Origin of the sequence: Citrobacter sp. H12-3-2 (genome assembly GCF_009649895.1) — a bacterium.
GTDB lineage: Bacteria > Pseudomonadota > Gammaproteobacteria > Enterobacterales > Enterobacteriaceae > Citrobacter > Citrobacter portucalensis.
Genome location: NZ_CP045837.1, coordinates 3,234,379 through 3,252,743 on the forward strand (window position 1 = coordinate 3,234,379; position 18,365 = coordinate 3,252,743).

17 protein-coding genes are annotated in these 18,365 nt (G+C 51.0%); 8 read left to right on the plus strand and 9 right to left on the minus strand.

Annotated elements, in window-relative coordinates:
- Nucleotides 1–46 precede the first annotated feature (46 nt).
- The 3 genes from GHC22_RS15585 (at nucleotide 47) to GHC22_RS15595 (ending at nucleotide 2,459) form a co-directional block, all read left to right on the plus strand.
- Entirely contained in the window at nucleotides 47–1,255 is a 1,209-nt protein-coding gene (locus GHC22_RS15585) for an MFS transporter (RefSeq protein ID WP_032934393.1), read from the plus strand.
- Nucleotides 1,255–2,070 carry a Cof-type HAD-IIB family hydrolase gene (locus tag GHC22_RS15590; protein ID WP_153753439.1) on the plus strand — a complete coding sequence of 272 codons (816 nt, stop codon included), beginning with the start codon at nucleotides 1,255–1,257 and terminating at the stop codon, nucleotides 2,068–2,070. The genes GHC22_RS15585 and GHC22_RS15590 overlap by 1 nt, the downstream gene beginning before the upstream one ends.
- Before the next feature lie 107 nt (nucleotides 2,071–2,177).
- The gene (locus GHC22_RS15595; RefSeq protein ID WP_003831642.1) at nucleotides 2,178–2,459 is read left to right on the plus strand and encodes a hypothetical protein; all 282 of its coding nucleotides are present in this window, start codon (nucleotides 2,178–2,180) and stop codon (nucleotides 2,457–2,459) included.
- 214 nt (nucleotides 2,460–2,673) lie between these two features.
- Here GHC22_RS15595 and GHC22_RS15600 read toward each other — a convergent pair whose 3' ends face one another.
- Nucleotides 2,674–3,906 carry an MFS transporter gene (locus tag GHC22_RS15600; protein ID WP_153753441.1) on the minus strand — a complete coding sequence of 411 codons (1,233 nt, stop codon included), beginning with the start codon at nucleotides 3,904–3,906 and terminating at the stop codon, nucleotides 2,674–2,676.
- 297 nt (nucleotides 3,907–4,203) lie between these two features.
- Between GHC22_RS15600 and ybjG the strand changes: the two genes are divergently transcribed.
- Together ybjG and deoR are read left to right on the plus strand one after the other, a co-directional pair.
- Nucleotides 4,204–4,812, plus strand: a complete 609-nt coding sequence (gene ybjG / locus GHC22_RS15605; RefSeq protein ID WP_003831635.1) for an undecaprenyl-diphosphate phosphatase — start codon at nucleotides 4,204–4,206, stop codon at nucleotides 4,810–4,812.
- A gap of 64 nt (nucleotides 4,813–4,876) precedes the next feature.
- Entirely contained in the window at nucleotides 4,877–5,635 is a 759-nt protein-coding gene (deoR, locus tag GHC22_RS15610) for a DNA-binding transcriptional repressor DeoR (RefSeq protein ID WP_032942805.1), read from the plus strand.
- Between the two features lie 45 nt (nucleotides 5,636–5,680).
- Here deoR and dacC read toward each other — a convergent pair whose 3' ends face one another.
- Complete coding sequence (gene dacC / locus GHC22_RS15615) at nucleotides 5,681–6,883, minus strand: serine-type D-Ala-D-Ala carboxypeptidase (RefSeq protein WP_032944358.1); 1,203 nt, start codon at nucleotides 6,881–6,883, stop codon at nucleotides 5,681–5,683.
- 328 nt (nucleotides 6,884–7,211) lie between these two features.
- Here dacC and GHC22_RS15620 point away from each other — a divergent pair, with 328 nt between their 5' ends.
- The gene (locus GHC22_RS15620) at nucleotides 7,212–7,838 is read left to right on the plus strand and encodes a glutathione S-transferase family protein (protein WP_003831628.1); all 627 of its coding nucleotides are present in this window, start codon (nucleotides 7,212–7,214) and stop codon (nucleotides 7,836–7,838) included.
- Between the two features lie 5 nt (nucleotides 7,839–7,843).
- On the opposite strand, the gene GHC22_RS15625 is transcribed toward GHC22_RS15620, so the two are convergent.
- Nucleotides 7,844–8,941 carry a PQQ-dependent sugar dehydrogenase gene (locus GHC22_RS15625; RefSeq protein WP_153753443.1) on the minus strand — a complete coding sequence of 366 codons (1,098 nt, stop codon included), beginning with the start codon at nucleotides 8,939–8,941 and terminating at the stop codon, nucleotides 7,844–7,846.
- A 102-nt stretch (nucleotides 8,942–9,043) separates the two neighbouring features.
- Nucleotides 9,044–9,427 (minus strand): biofilm formation regulator BssR, encoded by a 384-nt coding sequence (bssR, locus tag GHC22_RS15630; protein WP_008784229.1) that lies wholly within the window; start codon nucleotides 9,425–9,427, stop codon nucleotides 9,044–9,046.
- Nucleotides 9,428–9,647: 220 nt separating this feature from the next.
- Between bssR and GHC22_RS15635 the strand changes: the two genes are divergently transcribed.
- Entirely contained in the window at nucleotides 9,648–10,574 is a 927-nt protein-coding gene (locus tag GHC22_RS15635) for a LysR family transcriptional regulator (protein WP_153753445.1), read from the plus strand.
- Nucleotides 10,575–10,606: 32 nt separating this feature from the next.
- Here the strand turns inward: GHC22_RS15635 and glgP are convergent, their stop codons facing one another.
- Both glgP and GHC22_RS15645 read right to left on the minus strand, forming a co-directional pair.
- Entirely contained in the window at nucleotides 10,607–13,057 is a 2,451-nt protein-coding gene (gene glgP / locus GHC22_RS15640; RefSeq protein WP_057067352.1) for a glycogen phosphorylase, read from the minus strand.
- A 51-nt stretch (nucleotides 13,058–13,108) separates the two neighbouring features.
- Nucleotides 13,109–13,294, minus strand: coding sequence for a glycine cleavage system protein T (locus GHC22_RS15645; RefSeq protein ID WP_223240755.1), 186 nt, complete (start codon nucleotides 13,292–13,294; stop codon nucleotides 13,109–13,111).
- Nucleotides 13,295–13,525: 231 nt separating this feature from the next.
- On the opposite strand from GHC22_RS15645, the gene rimO reads away from it, so the two are divergent.
- Complete coding sequence (rimO, locus tag GHC22_RS15650) at nucleotides 13,526–14,833, plus strand: 30S ribosomal protein S12 methylthiotransferase RimO (protein ID WP_003831616.1); 1,308 nt, start codon at nucleotides 13,526–13,528, stop codon at nucleotides 14,831–14,833.
- A gap of 92 nt (nucleotides 14,834–14,925) precedes the next feature.
- Here rimO and gsiD read toward each other — a convergent pair whose 3' ends face one another.
- Genes gsiD through gsiB form a run of 3 tightly spaced genes read right to left on the minus strand, consistent with a single transcriptional unit; the run spans nucleotide 14,926 to nucleotide 18,345 of the window.
- A complete protein-coding gene (gene gsiD / locus GHC22_RS15655; RefSeq protein ID WP_003831612.1) occupies nucleotides 14,926–15,837 on the minus strand; it encodes a glutathione ABC transporter permease GsiD in 912 nt (303 codons plus the stop codon).
- 2 nt (nucleotides 15,838–15,839) lie between these two features.
- Complete coding sequence (gene gsiC, locus GHC22_RS15660) at nucleotides 15,840–16,760, minus strand: glutathione ABC transporter permease GsiC (protein WP_032942797.1); 921 nt, start codon at nucleotides 16,758–16,760, stop codon at nucleotides 15,840–15,842.
- 46 nt (nucleotides 16,761–16,806) lie between these two features.
- A complete protein-coding gene (gene gsiB / locus GHC22_RS15665; RefSeq protein ID WP_153753446.1) occupies nucleotides 16,807–18,345 on the minus strand; it encodes a glutathione ABC transporter substrate-binding protein GsiB in 1,539 nt (512 codons plus the stop codon).
- Nucleotides 18,346–18,365: the final 20 nt, after the last annotated feature.

Here is an 18,365-nt window from a genome sequence, read left to right on the forward strand (position 1 = left end):
GTCTTGCTAATGTTGTCTCCTTCCCTCTTTTCTTTGGCTCGAATTCATGACTGGCATCTCATCACGCAAAGCCTTAAGACGTCGCACCTGGGCGCTGTTCACGTTCTTCTTTTTACCAGGATTATTAATGGCCTCCTGGGCAACGCGTACCCCTGCCATCAGAGATATCCTCTCCATCTCCACTGCCGAAATGGGTGCGGTGTTGTTTGGGCTCTCTATTGGTTCGATGAGTGGCATACTTTGTTCGGCCTGGCTGGTGAAACGATTTGGCACGCGTAAGGTGATTCGCACCACCATGTCTTGTGCAGTCCTCGGAATGGCGATCCTCAGCGTAGCGCTCTGGCTGCATTCCGCATGGCTTTTCGCGTTTGGCCTGGGCGTATTTGGCGCCAGCTTTGGTGCGGCAGAAGTTGCCATCAACGTCGAAGGTGCGGCAGTTGAGCGCGAAATGAACAAAACCGTGCTGCCGATGATGCACGGTTTTTACAGCCTGGGAACGTTGGCAGGGGCTGGAGTTGGAATGATGCTTACCGCCTTCAGCGTCCCGGCTACCGCGCATATTCTGCTGGCAGCGATGGTTGCTATCACACCAATTTTCATCGCCATCAAAGCTATTCCTGACGGCACGGGCAAAAATGCTGCTGATGGTTCTCACTCCGGTGAAAAAGGACTGCCTTTTTATCGTGATATCCAGCTATTGCTGATCGGTGTTGTTGTGCTGGCGATGGCATTTGCTGAAGGTTCCGCCAACGACTGGCTTCCACTGTTAATGGTGGACGGACATGGATTTAGCCCGACATCAGGCTCGCTGATTTATGCCGGTTTTACGCTGGGTATGACCGTTGGGCGATTTACCGGCGGCTGGTTCATCGACCGTTACAGCCGCGTTGCGGTGGTGCGCGCCAGTGCGCTGATGGGCGCTCTCGGGATTAGCCTGATTATTTTTGTCGACAGCTCCTGGGTGGCGGGTGTGTCCGTTATTCTGTGGGGACTCGGCGCATCGCTCGGCTTCCCGCTGACCATTTCAGCCGCCAGCGACACCGGCCCCGATGCCCCAACCCGCGTCAGCGTCGTGGCGACCACCGGTTACCTGGCGTTCCTTGTTGGACCGCCGCTTCTGGGCTATCTGGGTGAACACTATGGCCTGCGCAGCGCTATGTTAGTGGTGCTGGCGCTGGTGCTTGTCGCCGCCGTCGTCGCGAAAGCGGTAGCGAAACCGGATCTCAAAAATACCACGGTGATGGAGAACAGCTAATGAGTATCAAACTAATTGCGGTCGACATGGACGGCACATTTTTAAGCGACCAAAAAACCTATAACCGTGAGCGCTTTATGGCGCAATATCGCCAGATGAAAGAACAAGGGATCCGCTTTGTAGTCGCCAGCGGCAACCAATATTATCAGTTGATTTCCTTTTTCCCCGAACTGGCCAATGAAATCTCATTTGTCGCCGAAAACGGTGGTTGGGTGGTCAGTGAAGGAGAAGATGTCTTTAACGGCGAACTGGCTAAAGACGATTTCCATGCCATCGTAGAGCATCTGCTGACCCGCGCCGATATCGACATTATTGCCTGTGGTAAAAACAGCGCCTATACGTTGAAACAGTACAGCGATGAGCATAAGAACGTTTCCGCCATGTATTATCATCGTCTTGAATTTGTAGATGATTTTGACAACCTCAACGACGTTTTCTTCAAGTTCGGGCTGAATATTTCCGACGACCGAATTCCAAAGGTACAGGCCGATCTCCACGAGGCGATTGGCGATATTATGGTACCAGTGCATACCGGCTACGGCAGCATCGACTTAATAATTCCCGGCGTGCATAAAGCTAACGGTCTGCGCCTGCTGCAACAACGCTGGAATATTAACGACAATGAAGTTGTTGTATTTGGCGATGGCGGAAATGATATTGAGATGCTGCGCCAGGCAGGATTTAGTTTTGCAATGGCCAACGCCCATGAGCCGGTGATCGAGGCGGCAAAATATCGCGCAGGCTCGAACAACGAAGAGGGCGTTCTGGATATTATTGACCGCGTGTTAAGGAATGAAGCACCGTTTACGCATTAACGGCTCAGCACAGACGGCAACAAAATGATGGCATGATCTATTCATAATCCGCCTCAAATTAACCCGCTGGATTATTACTTCCAGTGAATATTTCAGGCGAGCGGATCATGAAGAAAAGTGTACTAATGGCGACATTGTTGCTGGGCTTTGCGGGGACCACATTTGCACAGAGCGTTACCGTTGATGTCCCCAGCGGTTATAAAGTGGTGGTAGTGCCCTCTTCCGTCAGCGTCCCGCAGGCGGTCAGCGTAACGACCGCACCACAAACGGTATATGTTGCTCCAGCGCCTGCTCCGGCCCCTGTCTATCGCGCACATCCTTATGCGCGACATGTGGCAAGCGTCGGTGAAGGGATGGTTATCGAACATCAGATTGACGACCACCACTAAGTTGTCGCCAGGCCCAGACAACCGTAATACTGGTCAGTTAAGATCTTTGGTGAGCGGTAGGCCGGATAAGGCGTTTACGCCACCATCCGGCAATTTGCTGTAGGCCGGATGGCGCTTCGCTTATCCGGCCTACAGCGTGATTCTATTATCAACATAATGATGAATTTATCGGCGTCATTATGCTTATCTGCGCTGGATTGCGGAAATCCGGACCTTAACCTTCCCGGGAATTCCCTACCCGTTTATCTTTCAGGAAGATAACCATCAAAATCAGCCACAGTACGCCGCTTGCCAGATTGAACAGGCTGAACAAGCCGTTCCCTCCCAGCAGATACGCGTGTTTACTCAGCTCAATACCGACGGTAAAAATCAGCATCTGCAACATACCCATTGCGGCAGAAACAGTACCCTTACTCATTTCGCTGGCAAACAGCGTCAGGCGCACCAGCCCCGCATTCGCCACGCCAATGCCAAACGCATAGATACTCAAACCCGCCGTCATCCATAGATATGCATGGGATGACACCACCGTGGCCGCAGCGGCAATAATCAGGCCAACGGCGATTGGCCAGCCGCCCATGATAATTAGCGAACGCACGGTTTTTCGCGAAGTCAGACGCGCCAGCACCAGGTTACCGGCAATCAACGCGCCAAAAATCGGCACCTGCAACAGACCATATTCGTAGCTGCTGAGATGTTCACCACTGATGATAATAATCGGGGACTGCGCAATCCACGCCAGTAACGGCAGGCTGACAAAACCCAACGCCAGTGCGCCTGCAACGAAACGTACGTTCCTCAGCACCAGCTTATAATCCTTGCCCAGCTCTTTAATGGACAGCTTTTCACCAAGCCGGGTTGCCGTTTCCGGCATCGCGCGTTGCAGACCAAAAAAGGAGATGGCCGCCAGAGCAGCAAACAGGATAAACATCCCTTCCCACGGCAGAACATGTACCCAGGCTGCGCCTACCAACGGACCCAGCAGTGGCGCAATCAGCGCCACGTTTGCCATCAGCGCGGTAATTTTTATGCAGACCGCTTCTTCAAAGGATTCCTGAATGGCGGCGTAACCCACTGCACCAATAAAGCACAGGCTTATCCCCTGTAAAAAACGCAGGAAGGTAAATTGCTCAATATTCTGTGTAAGCAGGGTTGCAAGGCAGGTAACGATGAACCAGATCACACCGGTTAACATTACCGGACGACGACCAATACGGTCCGACAGCGGTCCTAACAACCACTGCAAAAACATGCCGCCTGCCAGATAGGCGGTCATGGACGTAGGTACCCAATCTAATCCGGCGTTATATTGCGCCACCACCGCCAACATTCCGGGCTGGATCATATCGTTGCCGATATAAGTGGAGAATTCGTAAAGCACCAGACAGAGCGGGAAAAGTAATGCCTGACGCCCCAAACGGACGCCTGAAGATAAACGGTTCTGCATGCAATCTCTTAACTATAGAAAAATCGCGCAAAGTGTAATAAATGCGCCGTACTGGTGATAGTGAATTATGTGATTTGAAAGCAAAATGCGCACATTTTTACACTCATTTGCTCAAGAACATTTTGCTTTAAGGTTAATTTAAGTTGAGACCGCTATCATGCTCAATAAGTCTCATTAATTGTCTTAAAAATCGTCATTTAACAGGCAAATAAGACAAGACCGCTTTTTATCCCGTGAAAGCAATTTTATGCTCTCCCCAAATGGGTCTATTTAACGATTACACTGAGTCTGGACGTTATGCTGGAAAATCTGAACAATTCGCTTTTTTACTTGATCAATGCAACACCCGACTCTGCGCAATGGGCAATTTCGCTCGCCATTTTCATTGCCAAAGATCTGATCAGCATTGTGCCGCTGTTAGCCGTTGTGCTCTGGCTTTGGGGACCTCGTGGTCAGGTTACGCTCCAGCGCCAGTTGGTCATCAAAATGGCCATTGCGTTGGTAGTCGGTCTGACGATTTCCTGGCTGATGGGGCATCTTTTCCCCCACGATCGTCCGTTCGTTAACCACATCGGCTATAACTTCCTGCACCATGCGGCAGATGACTCTTTCCCGAGCGACCACGGTACGGTTATCTTTACCTTTGCTCTGGCCTTCCTGTTCTGGCATCGCTTGTGGACGGGTGCTCTGCTGATGGTTGTCGCCGTGGCGATTGCCTGGTCACGAGTTTACCTTGGCGTTCACTGGCCGCTGGATATGCTGGGCGGATTACTGGCCGGGTTGATCGGCTGTCTGAGCGCCCAGATGATCTGGCAACGGTTCGGCACAACCTTGTACCTCGGCCTGCAGACGTGCTATCGCACCTGCTTCGCTCTCCCCATCCGTAAAGGTTGGGTACGTGACTAACCCGCGGTAAAAAGAGTAGTATTAAGCGCGAAACTAAGCACTTATTCTATTCTCCAGGGGAACTATGGAAACTCGACGCGACGAGCGTATTGGTCAATTACTGCAGGCGCTGAAACGCAGCGATAAATTACACCTCAAAGAAGCCGCGACGTTGCTGGGCGTATCTGAGATGACCATTCGTCGCGACCTGAATAATCATGATGCTCCCGTCGTGCTGCTCGGGGGCTATATTGTTCTGGAACCCCGCAGCGCTAACCACTATTTAATCAGCGATCAAAAATCCCGTCTGGTTGATGAAAAGCGTCGCGCTGCCCAGCAGGCGGCGAGTCTCGTGCAGGCGCATCAGACCATCTTTTTCGATTGCGGTACGACCACGCCGTGGATCATTGAAGCGATCGACAATGAACTGCCCTTCACCGCAATCTGCTACTCGTTGAATACGTTTCTGGTGCTGCAGGAAAAACCGCAGTGCCGCGTCATTCTGTGTGGTGGTGAATTCCATGCCAGTAACGCGATTTTTAAACCGCTCGATTTTCAGGAAACGCTGAACAACCTCTGTCCGGATATCGCCTTTTATTCCGCAGCAGGTGTTCACATCGAAAAAGGCGCGACCTGTTTTAATCTGGAAGAACTGCCGGTGAAGCACTGGGCTATGTCGATGGCGCAGCATCACGTTTTGGTGGTCGATCACAGCAAGTTTGGCAAGGTGCGCCCTGCGAGGATGGGGGAATTGAAACGCTTTGATACCATCATCAGCGACAGCCGTCCTGACGAGGCATTTGTTGAGTACGCTAAAGCACAACGTATCACGCTGAAGTACTAACAGATACTGCCGGACGGCGATTGCGCCATCCGGCAATAGATAAGATTAAGAGAACCAACCACCAAACCACTGGTGGAATTTCATCATCACAAAGTCCCACATGCGGCTAAAGAAACCACCCTCTTCCACATCTTCCATCACCATCAACGGACGCTGCTCAATGGATTTTCCGTTCAACTGGAAGTCGATAGTGCCCACAACCTGACCTTTCTTCAACGGCGCGGTTAGCTGTGGTTCAGTCAGGGTAAAGCTGGCCTTCAGATTTTTGAGCTGACCACGCGGGATAGTCACCGAACCCGCTTCTCCAGCGCCCAAATTCACTTCACTCTTATCGCCAAACCAGACGCGCTGGGTGACGAAAGTCGCATCTGGCTTGATCGGCGTAACGGTTTCAAAGAAACGGAAGCCCCAGGTCAGCAGCTTTTCTGACTCATTGAAACGAATGCGGTCGGTTTTTGCTCCCAGCACCACGGAGATCAGGCGCATATCGCCCTGGGTCGCGGAGGCCACCAGGTTGTATCCCGCCCCGGCAGTGGTCCCGGTTTTCATACCGTCCACGTTCAGGTTGGTGCTCCACAACAGACGGTTGCGGTTTGGCTGGCGGATTTTATTGAAGGTAAATTCTTTCTCTTTGTGAATAGCGTACTCTTCCGGCACATCGTGGATTAACGCCTTCCCGAGCAACGCCATATCACGCGCGGTACTGAACTGTCCTGCCGCATCCAGGCCGTGTACCGTCTGGAAAGTCGTGTTTGTCAGCCCCAGTTTTTTCGCATAGCCGTTCATCAGACCAATAAAGGATTCCTGGCTACCGGCAACGTAATCAGCGAGTGCAATACAGGCATCGTTACCTGACTGAATGATAACGCCTTTATTCAGATCGGACACCGCGACCTGATCCCCGGGCTTGAGGAACATGACCGACGAACCGCGCAGGGCTGGATTACCGGTCGCCCAGGCGTCTTTGCCCACGGTGACCATGTCGTTGAGGTTAATTTTTCCGGCCTTCAGCGCCTGCCCAACCACATAGCTGGTCATGATTTTGGTCAGACTGGCAGGATCCAGTTTCTCATCAGCATTACCTTCCGCCAGCACCTTACCACTGGCGTAATCCATCAGAATCCACGCACGCGCGTCCACGCTCGGCGGGGCCGTCGGTTGCTCCGCCGCCTGTACGGTCGGCGCCAAAAGGATTAAGAGTGCAGAACCTGCAGCAAAGCTGCGAAGTGAAGAGAAGTATTGCGTCATAAATGCCACCCGAGTATCCATTCCAAAAAACCACGTCATACCACACCGTGTTTACACAAAACCGGCCAAGCGACCTCGACCAACCCATGCAGAAAAAGTCTGATGGATGACGTGTAAAATAAGTGCGGTGAGTAATAACGCACTAACGAGCTTAAAGAAACCGTAAGTTGGTAAAGTTTTTAAAGTTTATGCAATAACGCCGCGCTGCGCTGCTCCTGGCACGATTTTTTTAGACTTTGTTGCGTAAATATTAGGTTTACCCCACCATGTGAGCTAGTCAGATGGCATCTGCAGCCATAAAGCTGCTCAATTAATTTGCGGGGTTACTATGATTACACTGTGGGGTCGCAATAACTCGACCAACGTAAAAAAAGTATTGTGGACGCTCGAGGAACTGGAACTGCCGTATAACCAAATTCTGGCGGGCGGGCAGCATGGCGGTAACCGCGATGCCGACTATCTGGCACTGAACCCGAACGGACTGGTCCCGCTGCTACGCGATGATGAAACAGACGTTGTCCTGTGGGAATCCAATACCATTGTCCGCTATCTGGCCGCTCAGTACGGACAAAAACGTTTGTGGATTGACGCCCCGGCCGCGCGCGCCGTCGGTGAAAAATGGATGGACTGGGCAAATCAGACGCTAAGCCCTGCGCATCGGGTTATCTTATTTGGTCTGGTCAGAACACCTGCCGATCAGCGCGATATGGCGGCCATTGAGGCAAGTAAGCAAGTTTGCGATAACCTGTTTGCCATTCTGGATAACGCGCTGGCAGACCAGCCATGGTTCTCCGGGGCTGAATTTGGCACAGCGGATATCGCTGTTGCACCGTTCATCTATAACCTGTTCAACGTTGGTCTGAGCTGGACCCCGCGCCCGCATCTGGAACGCTGGTATCAACAACTGACCGAGCGACCGGCGTTTCAAAAAATCGTGATGATCCCGGTCAGCTAACCAAATCAGGGACTCACTTTCAGTAATTCCCCGTCGGACTCGTCGGTTAGCACGTACAAATAACCGTCTGGTCCGACGCGCACATCACGGATCCGCTGCCCCCTTTCCTGCAACAGACGACCATCCTCAGTGACCGTATTCCCCTTAACGCTCAGCACGATCACTTCTTTATCTTTCAACGCGCCGATGAACAACTTCTGCCGCCACTGCGGGAAGGTATCGCTATTGTAAAAAGCCATTCCACTAACCGCCGGCGACTTTTCCCAGTAAAAGATGGGTTGTTCCGTGCCTGCAACAATTTGACCTTTTGCTTCGGGAATTTTCAAACCACTGTAGTTAACACCCCAGGTCGCGATAGGCCAGCCGTAGTTTTTCCCTTTCTCGGGGATATTGATTTCATCGCCTCCGCGTGGACCATGCTCATTGAGCCACAGCACATCACTCCACGGATTCATCGCCATCCCCTGCGGGTTGCGGATGCCATACGACCAAATCTCTGCCCGCGCTCCCGCCATGTTCACAAACGGATTATCCGGCGGAATTTTTCCCTCGTCGGTCAGTCGGACTAATTTACCCTGCAATTTATCCAGGTCCTGGGCGGTAGCGCGTTGATTATTCTCCCCCAGGCCAATAAACAGATAACCGTTACCATCAAAAACCAGACGTCCACCAAAATGGTTCCCGGTGGAAAGCTTAGGCTGTTGGCGAAAAACGGTCTGAAATCCTTGCAGTTGTTTGAGATCGTCACTCAATCGCCCGTAGCCTACCGCGGTGCCCGCTTTGCCTTCGCGGTCGGCTTCAGCGAAGCTTAGCCATACCCGGCGAGATTGTGCAAAATCCGGTGCTAACGCCACATCAAGCAGTCCTCCCTGACCATTTGCCCAAACTTTGGGTACGCCGGTCAGCGGGTCGGAAAGCCCTTTCTCAGGCTGCCAGAGTCGAAGCTGTCCACCTTTGAGCGTAATGAGCATACCGCGGTTATCGGGTAAAAAAGCCAGTGACCATGGGTGATCGAGTTTAGTTTGCAGCACTTCCACTTTTACCGCGGCGGCATAAGTGGAAAATAGCGCAAGTGGAATAGCACAGAGAAAGAGTCGACGCATAACACCTCCTTAATGGCTCTGCATAAAGCGTAGCCAGCAAGGGGAATTATCCCGCTACATTTACATAACCTTGACGAAAAGGGGGAGCGCCCTCCCCCTGATTCAGACGTGTTCCAGCGTTGGGTAAGATTGCAAACTCTGGATACTTAGCGTCAGCGTTGTCAGGCAGTTTTCCAGTTTCTCTGCGTTAACGGCGATAAACGTTGGACAATCGTGATGTCCACTCATAAGACAAACAGCGGCGGCGGCTAACGCCCCTTCAGCACGATGAAGGGCATTCCACTCTTCCTGATCAAGATGCATACCGTGAAGCTGTGATTGCTCGTGCAATTCGCGATTCAGTGCAAAAAAAACATCACGCAGGCGATCGCTCTCGCTAACTGACATGTAGCCTTTCGCTTTTCTCAACTGCAGATAAGCGGCAAGTTCGATACGGGCGTTTATCAATTTGTTGAGAAGATCGGTTCTCAGTCTGTCAACAACCATACTTTGTTCCTCCTCTTTCCAACTATGGTGCAACTTAATAGTATGGTTGTTTTTTGAACAAATAGATGTCCTACATCAATAAAGCCCAATTGATTAACATAATTTACAATGTTACAACTTCATTCTGTACGCTTATCGAAGGCGCTCTGTGTCTGACTCGCCTGACTTTTTTTGCTATACCTGATGTGGTTACTGCCATGGTGTTGATGATGAGGGGTCTATGTCGAAAGCAAATGATGCAGAAAAAATACGCACACTATCAAAAATAGATCTCAATCTGCTGACCATTTTCTGTTTGATCTATAGCGTGGGTAGCATTTCCAGAGTCGCTGACATGCTGAACATCTCACCTTCCGCCGTCAGCCAGTCATTAAGAAAACTGCGCGAAATGATGGGTGATAATCTTTTTGTCCGTAGCGGGAATGCACTGTTACCGACAGTCTATTCTGATGAACTGTATGATAATACAATCCCAATTATCGATAAGCTATCAACGCTGATGCCGCTTTCCACGCCTGCCGCCAAAAAAAGGTTAACGCTTTATACGGAATCTTTTATTTCCTCTATCGTTATTCCAGATGTCACCGCCAGAATAATCGAGACTGACGCCGATATCAGCCTCCTGCACCTTACCGCCGACCTGAATGAACAGAGTATTATTGAACTGCTGAATATGCGTCAGGCAGATGCCGTTTTTTCTACCTTTGCCGTAGAGTCAGCAAGTCTTTCATGCCAGAAAATATGCGATATGCGCCTGGTACTGGCGGCCTCGCAGAATAATTCTTTATATGGTAACACCATCAGTGAAGCGCAATTCAGAAACGCTAACCTGGTCGGTTACAATACTAAGAATGAGAAAATCATTTATCATCGCAGTATTGTGGATAAAAAATTCAGAACCGGAGAACGCTGCCTGCTTACCTCATCGTTTACGGCGATTCTGACGATTGTGTCCAATACCCATTGTTTAGGGGTGATCCCGGAAAAGGTATTTGAAACACACGCTCAGCTGTATGGACTAAAAAAAATAAACACTCCGTTTCCCTTGCCACAATTTAGCGTGTTTGCCTCATCGCGCAAAGAAAGCAATACCCACAAAATCCTCTCACCTATTCTGGCTGATTTGCAAACAGCCTCCCTGTTATGAAAACCAGAGAGGCTGAGCGTTAGAAATACTGGCTACACGCGTATTTTTGCTATGCGCCAGATATGGTCGGCATATTCCTGAACCGTTCTGTCCGACGAGAAATACCCCATGTTAGCAATATTATGCATGGTTTTTGTCGTCCACTCCCGGGGAGTACGATACAACTCATCCACCGCATCCTGACAATCTACATAGCTGCGATAATCTGCCAATACCTGATAGTAGTCGCCGAAGTTAATCAATGAATCCAACACGTCTCTATAACGCCCTGGCTCCTGCGGACTGAACACCCCTGTACCGATTTGCGTCAGCACCTGATGAAGTTCCTCATCCTTTTCAAAGATGTGCCTCGGGTCATAGCCATCACGTCGCAGAGTTTCAACCTGATTAGCCGTATTGCCAAAGATAAAGATGTTATCTTCCCCAACGTATTCGCGCATTTCGATATTCGCACCGTCGAGCGTACCGATAGTGAGCGCACCATTCATACCGAATTTCATATTGCTGGTCCCGGAGGCTTCCGTCCCGGCCAGGGAAATTTGCTCTGACAGATCGGCTGCCGGAATAATTAGCTGAGCGAGACTGACGCTGTAATCCGGAATAAATACTACTTTCAGTTTGCCGCCAATCAGCGGATCGTTATTGACTAACTGCGCCACATCGTTAATCAAGCGAATAATTTGTTTTGCCATGTGATAAGAGGAGGCCGCTTTTCCGGCAAAGATATTCACTCGCGGTACCCAGTTGGCATCCGGCGCGGCTTTAATCCGGTTATAGCGTGTAATAACGTGGAGCACATTCATGAGTTGCCGCTTGTACTCGTGGATGCGTTTCACCTGCACATCAAACAGCGCATCAGGATTCACCACCACGCCATAGTGGGTGGCAATATGGTGCGCCAGCCGCTGCTTATTTTCACGTTTCGCACGATGCACAGCCTCATTCACCGACGGATAATCTATAAACTGCTTCAGCTCGCCCAACTGCATTAATTTAGTCCGCCAGCTGTCACCGATATTTTCGTCCAGCACTTTGGCAAGCGGTGGATTCGCCAGCGCCAGCCAACGACGTGCAGTCACACCATTGGTTACGTTGGTGAAACGCAAGGGAAATATACGCGCGAAGTCTGCAAACAGTGATTCGGTCATCAGTTTTGAATGCAATGCCGACACGCCGTTTACCTTATGACTGACAACTACCGCCAGCCAGGCCATACGCACCACACGACCATTGGACTCATCAATTAACGACACACGTTTCAGTAGATCGCTGTCATTACGATAACGTTCCTGTAAGGTCTTCAGAAAACGATCGTTAATCTCAAAAATAATCTGCAAATGGCGCGGCAAAATTCGACTTAGCATTTCTACTGGCCAGGTCTCCAGCGCCTCACTCATCAACGTATGGTTGGTATAAGAAAAAATCTGACAGGTCACGTCAAACGCGTTATCCCAGCTAAACTGATGATGATCAACCAATAAACGCATCAACTCAGGGATCGCCAGTACCGGATGCGTATCATTAAGGTGAATCGCAATTTTATCGGCCAGATTGTCGTATGTTTTGTGCAACTGATAATGACGACTCAGAATATCCTGGATCGTCGCCGAGGCCAGGAAATAGGCCTGGCGTAAACGCAATTCACGCCCCGCATCGGTGGAATCATCAGGGTACAAAACCCGCGAGATACGATCGAAGTGGTATTTGTTTTCCACTTCAGTAGCAAAGTCGGCCTGCTGATTCAGTTTGCCCGCATTAACTTCGCTATTCACCTGCACGTTCCACAAGCGTAACGTATTAGTCGTGTCCGTCGCATAACCTGGAATAATTTGATCATGTGCCACGGCCAGAATATCCTCGGTTTCAAGCCAGCGGGTTTTATTCCCTTCCTGTTGAACACGCCCGCCAAAACGTACTTTATAATGCGTATTATGACGTTTGAACTCCCACGGATTACCGTATTCCAGCCAATAATCAAGCGACTCTTTTTGTACACCGTTAACGATATTTTGTTTGAACATACCGTAGTTATAACGAATACCGTATCCACATCCCGGCAACCCAAGCGTCGCCAGTGAATCAAGGAAGCAGGCCGCCAGACGACCGAGACCACCATTACCTAACCCGGGATCGTTTTCTTCGTCAATCAGTTCTTCCAGTTCAAGCCCCATTGCCTCCAGCGCGCTTCTGACTTCGTCATAAATACCTAAAGAGAGCAACGCATTGGATAGCGTACGACCAATTAAAAATTCCATCGACAGATAATATACCTGGCGCGCATCCTGAGAGAATTGCGCCCGATTAGAACGGTGCCAGCGCTCGACCATCCGATCGCGTACCGCATATAACGTCGCATTAAGCCACTCCCGTTTCGTGGCGATTGCGGGATCTTTGCCAATAGTGAATAAAAGTTTATTAGCAATATCATCTCTAAGTTTATCAACATCAGAGTCCGTGGCGACCGGAAGTGGCGAAATATACATATTAACGTTACCTTTCAAATTTTGTAGGATGGTAATAGACAGGTGAATTATTTAAAGTTTGGGTACGTGAGCGTTAGCTTTTTGTCGAATATTTTCATGACTGGCGATGAACGTTAATTCTGTCATTAATACACGCCAACTTAAGCCTGTGGCAAGTGAGATATAATATAAACTCACACCATTAGCATAAAGAGTTTTAGCCATTTCAAGTTTCGACTTCAAAACAATATCTTTCAAATTTAACCTCATTAGTAACGCTCGACGAGATAAAATTTACGATAATGAGTGTCTATAGCCAAGAAGCGGCACTTAAAGCCGGAATTAGACTCACTAAACACCTTTCACTAACCGATCTACTCTTTATAGGTATCGCTCTTTATTCTCTCCGTCTTATGCTGATCAGATATAGATGTACCGTGAAGGCATCTGTATAATCCCCCGATTACGAGCAATGTACAGTATAAGAAAATGGCAAAAATTGGTTTTATATCACTAGGTTGTCCGAAAAACCTCGTCGATTCTGAGCGCATCCTGACCGAACTTCGTACCGAAGGCTATGATGTTGTGCCAAGCTACGACGACGCGGATATGGTTATCGTTAATACCTGCGGCTTTATCGACAGTGCGGTTCAGGAGTCCCTGGAAGCAATTGGCGAAGCGCTGAACGAGAACGGTAAGGTGATCGTCACCGGCTGTCTGGGCGCGAAAGTCGATCAGATCCGTGAAGTCCACCCGAAGGTACTGGAAATCACCGGGCCGCATAGCTATGAACAGGTTCTGGAGCACGTTCACCACTATGTGCCAAAACCAAAACACAACCCGTTCCAGAGTCTGGTTCCTGAGCAGGGCGTTAAGCTGACTCCTCGCCATTACGCCTATCTGAAGATTTCCGAGGGCTGTAACCACCGCTGCACGTTCTGCATTATTCCCTCCATGCGTGGCGATCTGGTGAGCCGTCCGATTGGCGACGTCCTTAGCGAAGCCAAGCGTCTGGTCGATGCGGGCGTGAAAGAGATTCTGGTAATCTCTCAGGATACCTCAGCGTACGGTGTAGATGTGAAGCATCGTACCGGTTTCCATAACGGCGAGCCGGTCAAAACCAGCATGGTTGATCTGTGCGAACAGTTATCAAAACTGGGGATCTGGACGCGCCTGCATTACGTCTACCCTTACCCGCACGTTGATGATGTGATCCCGCTGATGGCGGAAGGGAAAATCCTGCCGTATCTGGACATTCCGTTACAGCATGCCAGCCCGCGTATTCTTAAACTGATGAAACGCCCGGGCTCCGTGGACAGACAGCTGGCGCGCATCAAGCAGTGGCGTGAAATCTGCCCTGAACTGACGTTGCGATCCACTTTCATTGTTGGTTTCCCGGGTGAAACGGAAGAAGACTTCCAGATGTTGCTCGACTTCCTGAAGGAAGCGCGTCTGGATCGCGTGGGCTGCTTTAAATACAGCCCGGTAGAAGGCGCTGGCGCTAATGACCTGCCGGATCAAATCCCGGAAGAGGTGAAAGAAGAACGCTGGAACCGCTTTATGCAATTGCAGCAGCAGATCTCTGCTGAACGTTTGCAAGAGAAAGTGGGCCGCGAGATTCTGGTTATCGTTGATGAAGTTGACGAAGAAGGCGCAATTGGTCGTAGCATGGCTGATGCTCCAGAAATCGACGGCGCGGTATACCTGAATGGTGAAACCAAGGTGAAACCTGGCGATATCATCCGCGTGAAGGTCGAAAACGCAGATGAATACGATCTGTGGGGCACCCGCGTTTAATTAGCGTAACCCAACGTAGGCCGGATAAGGCATTTATGCCGCATCCGGCAATGCCTGATGGCGACGCTGAAGCGTCTTATCAGGCCTACGGTTTATCCTTTTATCTTCGGGTCCAGCGCGTCGCGCAGACCATCTCCCAGTAAGTTAAACGCCAGCACCGTCAGGAATATCGCTACCGCCGGGAAAATCGCCACGTGCGGCGCGATCACCATATCAGCGCGCGCTTCATTAAGCATTGCCCCCCACTCCGGCGTCGGCGGCTGTGCGCCTAATCCCAGAAATGACAGGCTTGCGGCAGAGATGATCGACGTGCCAATTCGCATGGTAAAAAAGACTACGATCGATGAGACCGTTCCAGGCAGAATATGGTTGAAGATGATGGTCGCATCGCTGGCACCAATACTGCGCGCAGACTCAATAAACGTCTGTTGCTTCAGCACCAGCGTATTCCCACGCACCAGGCGCGCGAAGGCTGGAATGGAGAAAATGGCCACGGCAATGATCACGTTAGCAATACCGCTGCCCAGCACAGCGACCACGGCTATCGCCAGCAATATCCCCGGAAAGGCGAACAGCACATCGCAGATTCGCATGATCAGTCGATCCCACCAGCCTTCGTAGTATCCCGCCAGCAGACCCAGTACCGTACCAATCGCCGCGCCAATAAATACGGCAAAGACTCCTGCCGCCAGCGAGATTTGCGCACCAACCAGCACGCGGCTAAAGATATCCCGTCCCAGTGAGTCAACGCCAAACCAGTGCAGCATCGACGGCCCATCATTCAAACGGTCATAATCGAAGTAATTCTCGGCATCAAATGGCGTCAGCCAGCGGGCAAAAATCGCTACCATGATCAGGAGCAATACAAACAGCCCAGCGACCATCGCCATGTGCTGTCGACGGAACCGACGCCAGAACTCATGCCACGGTGTGCGTATCTGCTCTGGCTTAACAAGGGGCATCGCATTTAAAATCGCCTGTCGGCGCCAGTTAAAAAATCGCATCCTTACTTGTACCTGATAGCCGGATTAATGGCAGCGTAGAGCACATCCACCACTAAGTTAATAAGAATAAATTCCAGAGAAAACAACAGCACCTCGGCCTGAATCACCGGGTAGTCGCGCATTTCGACGGAGTCCACCAACAGTCGCCCAAGCCCGGGCCAGTTGAACACCTTCTCAACCACGATTGATCCACCAAGCAAAAAGCCAAACTGTAGTCCCATCATGGTGACCACCGGGATCATCGCATTACGCAGACCATGTTTTAACACCACCCAGGTTTCACTCACCCCTTTAGCCCGCGCGGTGCGCATATAATCTTCGCTAAGCACATCAACAAACGAGGCGCGAGTAAATCGGGCTAACACCGCAGCCACCGCCGCGCCCAGCGTAATAGACGGGAGGATGTAGTGAAGCCAGGTGTCTGCGCCCACGGTAGGCAACCAACCGAGTTCAACGGAGAATATCTGCATCAGCAGCATGCCAAGCGCAAACGCCGGGAACGAGATCCCGGTGACCGCCAGCGTCATGCTTAATCTATCCGGCCAGCGATTTCGCCATACGGCAGCAATGATCCCCGCCGTCATACCAAACAATACCGCCCACGCCATACTGGCAATAGTCAGCCATAGTGATGGCATAAAACGACTGGCTATCTCTTCAGATACCGGGCGACGAGAAACCATCGAGGTGCCAAAATCGCCTTGCAACACGTTAGTCATGTAATGCCAGAACTGAACATGCAGCGGCTGGTCCAGACCCAGCTGCTTGCGCACCAGTTCAATAACCTCGGCGTCAGCTTCCGGTCCGGCAATCAGCCGGGCCGGATCGCCGGGTAGCAGGTGAACAAATAAAAATACCAGCACCGCAACAATCAACAGAGTTGGAATCAACCCCAGCAGGCGCTTGAAAACATAGTTAAGCATCAGGCTCCCTTCGTCGGCCCCTGGGCTGCGGGGCCGAATGCATAGCTTATTTTAAATCCGCATCATCAAAACTAAATCCGGTATCCGGCATAATCCAGAACCCGGTCAACCGGGTACTGTGCGCCGAAATCAGTTTTTCCACCACCAGCGGGATCCACGGCGATTCTTTCCAGATAATATCCTGCGCGTCTTTGTACAGCTTCGCTTTCTGCGCCGGATCGTTAGTTTGCAACGCTGCCGCTAAATCACTGTCCACCTGCTTATTGCTGTAGAACGCCGTATTAAACAGTGTCGGCGGCCAGTTTTGTGATGCAAACAGCGGTGACAGCGCCCAGTCAGCTTCACCCGTAGAAGCAGACCAGCCGGTGTAGAACATCCGTACCCCGCTCTCTTTCTGCGCTTTCCCTTCAACTTCCGCGGCGCGCTGACCGGCATCCATCGCTGTAACCTGAGCCTTAATGCCCACCTGCGCCAGCTGCTGCTGGGTAAATTGCAGCACTTTCTGCGCGGTACTGTGGTTATGCGAAGACCATAGCGTAGTGGTAAAACCGTTCGAATAACCTGCTTCTTTCAGCAGTTCGCGCGCTTTCGCCGGGTCGTAGGGCCACGGCGTATAGCTTTGCGCATAGGCTATCGACGGGGGGAGAACGCCGGTTGCCGGCGTTGCGTAACCAGCAAAAGCCACTTTCACCAGCGCCTGGCGGTTGATGGCATAATTCAGCGCCTCACGCACTTTTGGGTTGTCGAACGGTTTTTGCGTGACGTTCATGCTGATGTAACGCTGCATAATAGACGGACTGGCCACCAGTTCCAGGTTTTTGTTCTTCGCCAACAGCGACGCCTGCTCGTATGGGATCGGGAAGGCAAACTGCGCTTCCCCAGTTTGCAGCATGGCCGCACGCGTGTTGTTGTCGGTCACCGGACGCCAGGTAATCGTATCCAGCTTTGGCAGCCCTTGCTGCCAGTAGCCCGCGAACTTCTTAACCTTCACAAAATCCGTCTGATTCCAGGTATCAAGCTGGTACGGCCCGGTCCCCACAGGATGGAAACCGATCTCCTTACCGTATTTCTCCAGCGCAGCGGGAGAAATCATCGCCGTTGCCGGGTGCGCCAGAATATTGATAAAGGCAGAGAACGGCTGTTTCAGCGTAATCTTCACCGTCGACGGATCGACGACTTCGGTTTTATCGATATTCTTATACAGGTTGTAACGTTTCAGATGGTTTTCCGGGTTACTGGCCCGATCGAGGTTAGCTTTTACCGCATCGGCATTGAAGTCGGTTCCATCCTGAAACTTCACCCCCTGGCGCAGCTTAAGGGTATAGGTCAGCCCATCATCAGAAACCGTATAACTCTCCGCGAGCACATTTTTCAGTTTCATCTCTTTATCAAGGCCAAACAACCCCTGATAAAACGACTTCGCTACCGCCTGTGACAACGTGTCATTCGCGTCATAGGGGTCGAGCGTCGTGAAATTGGACCCCACGGCTACCACCACATCTTTGGCGGCCCAGCCAGGCGATGCGGCCAGTGCAGAGACCACTCCCACAGCAACCAGCCATTTTCGAGCAACAATTTTTGTCATGTTATTCTCCTTAAACCCTG

Bases quoted from the DNA above. Each gene is read 5' to 3' on its own strand.
- GHC22_RS15595 (WP_003831642.1), top strand. From the start codon at position 2,178: ATGAAGAAAAGTGTACTAATGGCGACATTGTTGCTGGGCTTTGCGGGG.
- bssR (WP_008784229.1), bottom strand. From the start codon at position 9,427: ATGGTTGTTGACAGACTGAGAACCGATCTTCTCAACAAATTGATAAAC.
- ybjG (WP_003831635.1), top strand. From the start codon at position 4,204: ATGCTGGAAAATCTGAACAATTCGCTTTTTTACTTGATCAATGCAACA.
- gsiB (WP_153753446.1), bottom strand. From the start codon at position 18,345: ATGACAAAAATTGTTGCTCGAAAATGGCTGGTTGCTGTGGGAGTGGTC.
- GHC22_RS15635 (WP_153753445.1), top strand. From the start codon at position 9,648: ATGTCGAAAGCAAATGATGCAGAAAAAATACGCACACTATCAAAAATA.
- gsiD (WP_003831612.1), bottom strand. From the start codon at position 15,837: ATGCGATTTTTTAACTGGCGCCGACAGGCGATTTTAAATGCGATGCCC.
- gsiC (WP_032942797.1), bottom strand. From the start codon at position 16,760: ATGCTTAACTATGTTTTCAAGCGCCTGCTGGGGTTGATTCCAACTCTG.
- glgP (WP_057067352.1), bottom strand. From the start codon at position 13,057: ATGTATATTTCGCCACTTCCGGTCGCCACGGACTCTGATGTTGATAAA.
- GHC22_RS15590 (WP_153753439.1), top strand. From the start codon at position 1,255: ATGAGTATCAAACTAATTGCGGTCGACATGGACGGCACATTTTTAAGC.
- dacC (WP_032944358.1), bottom strand. From the start codon at position 6,883: ATGACGCAATACTTCTCTTCACTTCGCAGCTTTGCTGCAGGTTCTGCA.
- GHC22_RS15620 (WP_003831628.1), top strand. From the start codon at position 7,212: ATGATTACACTGTGGGGTCGCAATAACTCGACCAACGTAAAAAAAGTA.
- deoR (WP_032942805.1), top strand. From the start codon at position 4,877: ATGGAAACTCGACGCGACGAGCGTATTGGTCAATTACTGCAGGCGCTG.
- rimO (WP_003831616.1), top strand. From the start codon at position 13,526: ATGGCAAAAATTGGTTTTATATCACTAGGTTGTCCGAAAAACCTCGTC.
- GHC22_RS15600 (WP_153753441.1), bottom strand. From the start codon at position 3,906: ATGCAGAACCGTTTATCTTCAGGCGTCCGTTTGGGGCGTCAGGCATTA.
- GHC22_RS15625 (WP_153753443.1), bottom strand. From the start codon at position 8,941: ATGCGTCGACTCTTTCTCTGTGCTATTCCACTTGCGCTATTTTCCACT.
- GHC22_RS15585 (WP_032934393.1), top strand. From the start codon at position 47: ATGACTGGCATCTCATCACGCAAAGCCTTAAGACGTCGCACCTGGGCG.